The organism is Microbacterium sp., from assembly GCF_039812165.1.
Taxonomy (GTDB): Bacteria; Actinomycetota; Actinomycetes; order Actinomycetales; family Microbacteriaceae; genus Microbacterium.
The window spans coordinates 1-5,205 of the sequence record NZ_JBDIAB010000197.1 but is presented as its reverse complement, the minus strand read 5'-3'; the positions used below and the strand labels follow the sequence as shown (position 1 = coordinate 5,205).

Annotated in this window: 8 protein-coding genes; 3 read left to right on the top strand and 5 right to left on the bottom strand. The window is 73.6% G+C overall.

What is annotated here, in order from left to right; genetic code table 11:
• The coding region (locus tag WML84_RS12665) for a small multidrug efflux protein (RefSeq protein ID WP_347346500.1) at positions 1 to 509 on the bottom strand (509 nt) is incomplete at its 3' end.
• 143 nt (positions 510 to 652) lie between these two features.
• On the opposite strand from WML84_RS12665, the gene WML84_RS12660 reads away from it, so the two are divergent.
• Both WML84_RS12660 and WML84_RS12655 read left to right on the top strand, forming a co-directional pair.
• Positions 653 to 1,879 carry a histidine kinase gene (locus tag WML84_RS12660; RefSeq protein WP_347346499.1) on the top strand — a complete coding sequence of 409 codons (1,227 nt, stop codon included), beginning with the start codon at positions 653 to 655 and terminating at the stop codon, positions 1,877 to 1,879.
• Complete coding sequence (locus tag WML84_RS12655; RefSeq protein ID WP_347346498.1) at positions 1,876 to 2,478, top strand: response regulator transcription factor; 603 nt, start codon at positions 1,876 to 1,878, stop codon at positions 2,476 to 2,478. The genes WML84_RS12660 and WML84_RS12655 overlap by 4 nt, the downstream gene beginning before the upstream one ends.
• A 39-nt stretch (positions 2,479 to 2,517) precedes the next feature.
• On the opposite strand, the gene WML84_RS12650 is transcribed toward WML84_RS12655, so the two are convergent.
• The 4 genes from WML84_RS12650 to WML84_RS12635 are packed head-to-tail and all read right to left on the bottom strand — an operon-like array spanning position 2,518 to position 4,408.
• Positions 2,518 to 3,348 carry an SURF1 family protein gene (locus WML84_RS12650; RefSeq protein WP_347346497.1) on the bottom strand — a complete coding sequence of 277 codons (831 nt, stop codon included), beginning with the start codon at positions 3,346 to 3,348 and terminating at the stop codon, positions 2,518 to 2,520.
• The gene (locus tag WML84_RS12645) at positions 3,345 to 3,551 is read right to left on the bottom strand and encodes a hypothetical protein (RefSeq protein WP_347346496.1); all 207 of its coding nucleotides are present in this window, start codon (positions 3,549 to 3,551) and stop codon (positions 3,345 to 3,347) included. The genes WML84_RS12650 and WML84_RS12645 overlap by 4 nt, the downstream gene beginning before the upstream one ends.
• Positions 3,548 to 3,904, bottom strand: coding sequence for a DUF3099 domain-containing protein (locus tag WML84_RS12640; protein ID WP_347346495.1), 357 nt, complete (start codon positions 3,902 to 3,904; stop codon positions 3,548 to 3,550). The genes WML84_RS12645 and WML84_RS12640 overlap by 4 nt, the downstream gene beginning before the upstream one ends.
• A gap of 36 nt (positions 3,905 to 3,940) precedes the next feature.
• Complete coding sequence (locus WML84_RS12635; RefSeq protein WP_347346494.1) at positions 3,941 to 4,408, bottom strand: DUF4190 domain-containing protein; 468 nt, start codon at positions 4,406 to 4,408, stop codon at positions 3,941 to 3,943.
• A gap of 168 nt (positions 4,409 to 4,576) precedes the next feature.
• Here WML84_RS12635 and WML84_RS12630 point away from each other — a divergent pair.
• The coding region (locus WML84_RS12630) for an SDR family NAD(P)-dependent oxidoreductase (RefSeq protein WP_347346493.1) at positions 4,577 to 5,205 on the top strand (629 nt) is incomplete at its 3' end.

Below are 5,205 nucleotides of genomic sequence, written 5' to 3'. Positions count from 1 at the left end.
GCGCCGGCGACGATGATCGCGACGGCGGTCGTCCAGCCGACGATCGCGATCCCCTGCCAGATCAGGATGCGGGCACGGCCCACGCCGGCTGCGGCGAGCATCGCGGCGGTGAACTGCGTGGGGAGCAGCAGCGGGCCGAGCAGGCTCACCCCGGGCACGCCGTAGCGTTCGAACGCGCGCTGGAACCTCGCCCTGCGCGGCGACACGGGCTCGAGGAGCGCCTCGTCCGTCGTGCCGGCGCCGGCCGTGGCGACGGCACGGCCCCGTACGCGGCTCACGACGGCGCGACGGGCGCCCGAGCCGAGGAACACGACCGCCGCGACGCACACGAAGTTGCCGACGACCGCCGAGACGACGGCGACGACGGGGTGGATGCCGGCGATGATCCCGATCGTCGCGGCGCCCTCGCCCTCGAGGAACGGGATCGCCCCCGCGGCGGCGACCATGAGCGGCTGCACGAGGTCGGGGACGTGGGCGACGAGGTCCTGGAAGGTGTCGAAGAGGCTCATGGCGGGCTCCTGGAGATCGGCGGGAAGTGGATGCCTTCAGTCCACCGGCTCCGGACGGTCGCCAGAAGTGCCGCCCTGTCACCTGTTCCCGGGCGCTTCGCACTCCGGGGGCATGACTTTTGTCACGCGCCTATGGTGGACGCATGTCCACCTCTGCCCGGCCCGAGCCGGACGCCACGGCGACCCCGCCCGTCGCGCTGCGACCGACGCGCGGCATCGCCGCGACGTGGTGGAACACGTTCATCGGCATCGTGTTCATCGAGTCGGTGCTCGCGCTCGTCCTGACGCTGGCGATCGTCGAGACGGTTCGGGGCGTCCCCCTCGTCGTCGCGGTGGGCACGGCGAGCGCCGTGTGGGTGCTGGCGACGGTGCCGTTGCTCCTCGACTATCGGAACCGGGCGGATCGCTCGTCGTCGCGATCGCTCCGCGCGCTCACGGCGCTTGCGGTCGCGCTCGCCTACGGTGCGCTCGCCGGTCTCGTCACCGGCAGCTGGCTGGTCGCGACGTTCCCCGTCGTCGCGGTGCTCATGCTGCTGCGGTGGCCGGCCGGCATCCGCGTGCGGTTGGCGGTGGCGGCCACGGTCGTTCTCGGCGCGCTGTGGGCGATCGACGCGCACGCGCTGCCCGCGCCGGACGCTGGGGGCCGGATGCTCTTCGGGCTCTACGCGACGCTGCTTCCCGGCATGATCGTGCTCTCGCTGTGGTGGTGGGACGTGCTCGTCGCCCTCGACCGCGCGCGGGCGTCGGAGGCGCGTCTCGCCGCGACGCAGGAGCGTCTGCGCCTGGCCACCGACGTACACGACCTGCAGGGGCACCACCTGCAGGTGATCGGCCTGCAGCTCGAGCTCGTCGAGCGGCTGATGGGGCAGGATGACGTCGCGGCGCTGGCCCATCTGAGGACCGCGCGCGCCAGCGTCGACGAGGCCCGGCAGGGCACGCGCGACCTCGCGCTGCGCTTCCGCTCGGTGCCGATCCACGACGAGCTCGCCAACGCGGTCGACCTCCTGCGGGTCGCCGGCATGACCGCCGAGGCGGTGATCGCTCCGGACGCCGATGACGCCCCGGCATCCGTCATCGGGCCGGTCGTGCGCGAGGCGACGACCAACATCCTCCGTCACGGCGGCGGGCGGCGGGCGCGGCTGTCGCTCGTGCGCGACGGCGGGTCGTGGCGCTTCGAGGCGTCGAACGACGCCGCTCCCGCCCGGCCGGCCGGGCAGCACGCGGACGGGTCGGGGCTCGAGGGCATCCGGCGCCGCGTGGGTGCGGTGGGCGGCACGCTCGAGGTCCGCCGCGAGCCGGACGGCTTCACCGTCGTCGTGGTCGTGCCGGCGCACGTGGTCGTGTCGGCGCGCGGCGGGGGCGAGCGATGATCCGCGTGCTGATCGCCGACGACGAGGCGATGATCCGCTCGGCGCTCGCGGCGCTGCTGCGGCTCGAGCCCGATCTCGAGGTCGTCGCCGAGTGCGCCGACGGTGCGGAGGCGCTCCGCGAGGCGGCTCGCCTGAAGCCCGACGTGTGCCTCCTCGACGTCGAGATGCCGGGGCTCGACGGCGTGGAGGTCGCCGAGCGCCTGCGTCGCACCGTCGCCACGCGGTGCGTCGTGGTGACCCGGCACGCCCGGCCCGGCGTGCTGCGCCGCGCGCTGGCCTCGGGTGTCGCGGGGTTCCTGCCCAAGTCGCGCACGGCCGACGAGGTCGCCGCGGTCATCCGTCGCGTGGCGGGCGGCGCCCGCTACGTCGACCCCGAGATCGCCGCCGACGCCCTGAGCGACGCGCGCTGCCCGCTCACCGACCGCGAGCTCGACGTGCTGCGCGCCGGCCGGCGCGGCGAGACGACCGGCCAGATCGCGCGGGCGCTGTCGCTCGCCCCGGGCACCGTGCGCAACCACGTGTCGGCGGTGCTCGCCAAGCTCTCGGTGCAGACCCGGCAGCAGGCGGTGCTCCTCGCCGAGGAGCGCGGCTGGCTCTGACCCGGCGTCGCGCTGCGCGGCGGGCGCGGCGGGCGCCGCTCAGCCGCCGGCGCGGTCGAGCAGGGCGTCCTCGTCCTCCATGTCGCGGTCGCGACGACGTCGGGGGGCGGATGCCGTGGCCCGGTCCTCGGCATCCTCTCGACGGTGCTTGCGCTCGGTGCGGATCATGTACCAGAGGAACACGAACGCCATGACGGCGAACAGGATCCACTGGATGGCGTACGACAGGTGCGGGCCAGGGTCTTCGCTCGGCGACTCGAACGCCTGCGGGCGCGTCGCGGGCGCAGGGTCCTCCGACACCATGAGCCCGTAGGCGCTCGTCAGCACGTCGCCCGGAGTCGAGACCGTGTCGGCCACGAGGGGCAGGTTGATCGTCGGCACCTGGCCCTCGGGCGCGGTGCGGCCCGAGCCGGGCAGCGGCTCACCGGGCTTGAGGCGCGCGATCACGGTCACCTCGCCGTCCGGCGGGGCGGGGATCTCATCCGGCTCCGGCTGCTCCTGCCCGGGCGGCACCCACCCGCGGTCGACGACGACGATGCGGCCGTCGTCGGTGCGGAACGGCACGAGCACCTCGTACGCGCTCGTGCCGCCGTGCGCGCGGTTGCGGGCGAGCAGCTGCTCGTCGGCGAGGTACTCGCCGCGCAGGACGACCGGATGCCACTGATCCGCCGGATCGAACTCGTCGCCCGCCGGGATCAGCTGGGCGAGCGGGACGGGCGCGGCCTCGTAGTTGGCGGCGATGAGCGCGAGCTGCCGCTCGCGGTCGGCGTTGCGCGTGAACTGCCAGTTCGACAGGAACGCGCACGCGATCGCGAAGACGACCGCGACGCCGCCGTAGACGAGCCAGCGGGCCGCCGTCCGCCGCCTCACGAGGCATCCGCCTCGGTGTGCGCGCCGACGGGCACCACGTCGACGGGGAACTCGCGCGCCGCGAGGTAGTCGCGCAGGTAGGCGACGTGCTCGTCGCACGCCGCCCAGGTCTTGCGACGGTCGGCGGCGTGGATGCGGGGGTTGCGCCACACGACGAACCACGTCGCCTCCGACCGGCAGCCGGCGCGCGAGCAGACGTTCACGAGTCGGCCGGCGGCTTCTGGTCGGACTCGTGGATGCGCAGCACCGTGGGCGGCGGCGTCGTCGCCGGTGGCGTGCTCGGACCGGCGGGCAGTTGACGCTCCGGCAGTGTCGCGCGGGGCGCCCGGCTCTCCTGGCCCACGTTGGCGATCACGACCGCGAGGTAGGGGAGGAAGATCGCGCCCACCGCGAGCACCCACGTGTACCAGCCGTACGGCGTGATCACGAACATCAGCACGAAGCACACGACGCGCACGGACATCATGATGTAGTACTTCGCCATGCGGCGGCTCGCGTCGTCGCGCGGTGCACGGGGGAGCGAGGTCGCCGACTGGTGTCGGGGAGTGTGGTTCACGGTGCTTCCAGAGTACGCCCGGAAGCGGCGGCCGGATCAGGATCCGTACCGGGCGCCGTTCTCGACCGACCAGCCGATCAAGCCGATGATGATGACGACGCCGATGACGGCGAGCGCGACGCCGACCCAGCCCACGATCACGCCCGCGAGGGCCATCCCGTAGCCCTTCTCGCCGGTGCGCTTGATCTGTCCCAGCGCGAGGTGGCCCATGATCGCGCCGGCGATCGATCCGATGAGGGGGAGCAGCCAGATGAAGCCGGCGATCGAGGCGATCAGCGCGAACACCGAGAGCGTGTTGGTCTTCGGTCCGGCGGGGTAGGCGCCGTAGCCGTAGGCCGTCGGGTAGGCCTGTCCCTGGGCCGACGGGTAGGCCTGTCCCTGGTATGCGGGCGGCTGTCCGTACGGCGGCGGCGTCGCACCGTACGGCGGCGGGGTCGTGCCGTAGGACGGCGGCGTGGGGCCGGGCTGGCCGGCCGGCGGTTGCGGCGGGGTCGAGCCGCTCATGATGGGTCTCCTTCGTTCGCGTCGGTCTCCAGCCTAATCGCGGGTCGGACGCCGGGCGTCGGGACGACGTCGCGGCACGTGTCGCGCGGGGGAGCCCGGAGCGGCGCGGATAGGCTGGGGCGGATCCGACGCGCCCGACGCGTCGCCGTCCGCCACAGAGGGAGCAGCATGTCCGTCGATCGTGTCGTCCTGGTCACCGGAGGCAATCGCGGCATCGGCCGCGCCATCGCCGAGCGCTTCGTCGCCGAGGGCTACAAGGTCGCCGTGACCGCGCGCTCGGGCGAGGGCCCGGAGGGCACGCTGACCGTGCGCGCCGACGTGACGGATGCCGCGTCCGTCGATGCCGCGTTCACCGAGGTGGAGCAGACGCTCGGCCCGGTCGGCGTCGTCGTGGCGAACGCCGGCATCACGAAGGACACGCTGCTCCTGCGCATGACCGAGGACGACTTCGACTCGGTCGTGGCCACGAATCTCGGCGGTGCGTTCCGCGTCGTCAAGCGCGCCGCGAAGGGCATGCTGCGGGCGCGCTGGGGGCGCGTGATCCTCATCTCCAGTGTCGTGGGGCTCTACGGCTCGCCGGGTCAGATCAACTACGCGTCGTCGAAGAGCGGCCTGGTCGGCTTCGCGCGTTCGCTCACGCGCGAGCTGGGCGGCCGCGGCATCACCGCGAACGTCGTCGCGCCCGGCTTCATCGAGACCGACATGACCGCGGCCCTCCCCGACGAGACCCAGGCCGACTACAAGAAGAACATCCCGGCGGGCCGGTTCGCGACGCCCGACGAGGTCGCCGGCGTGGT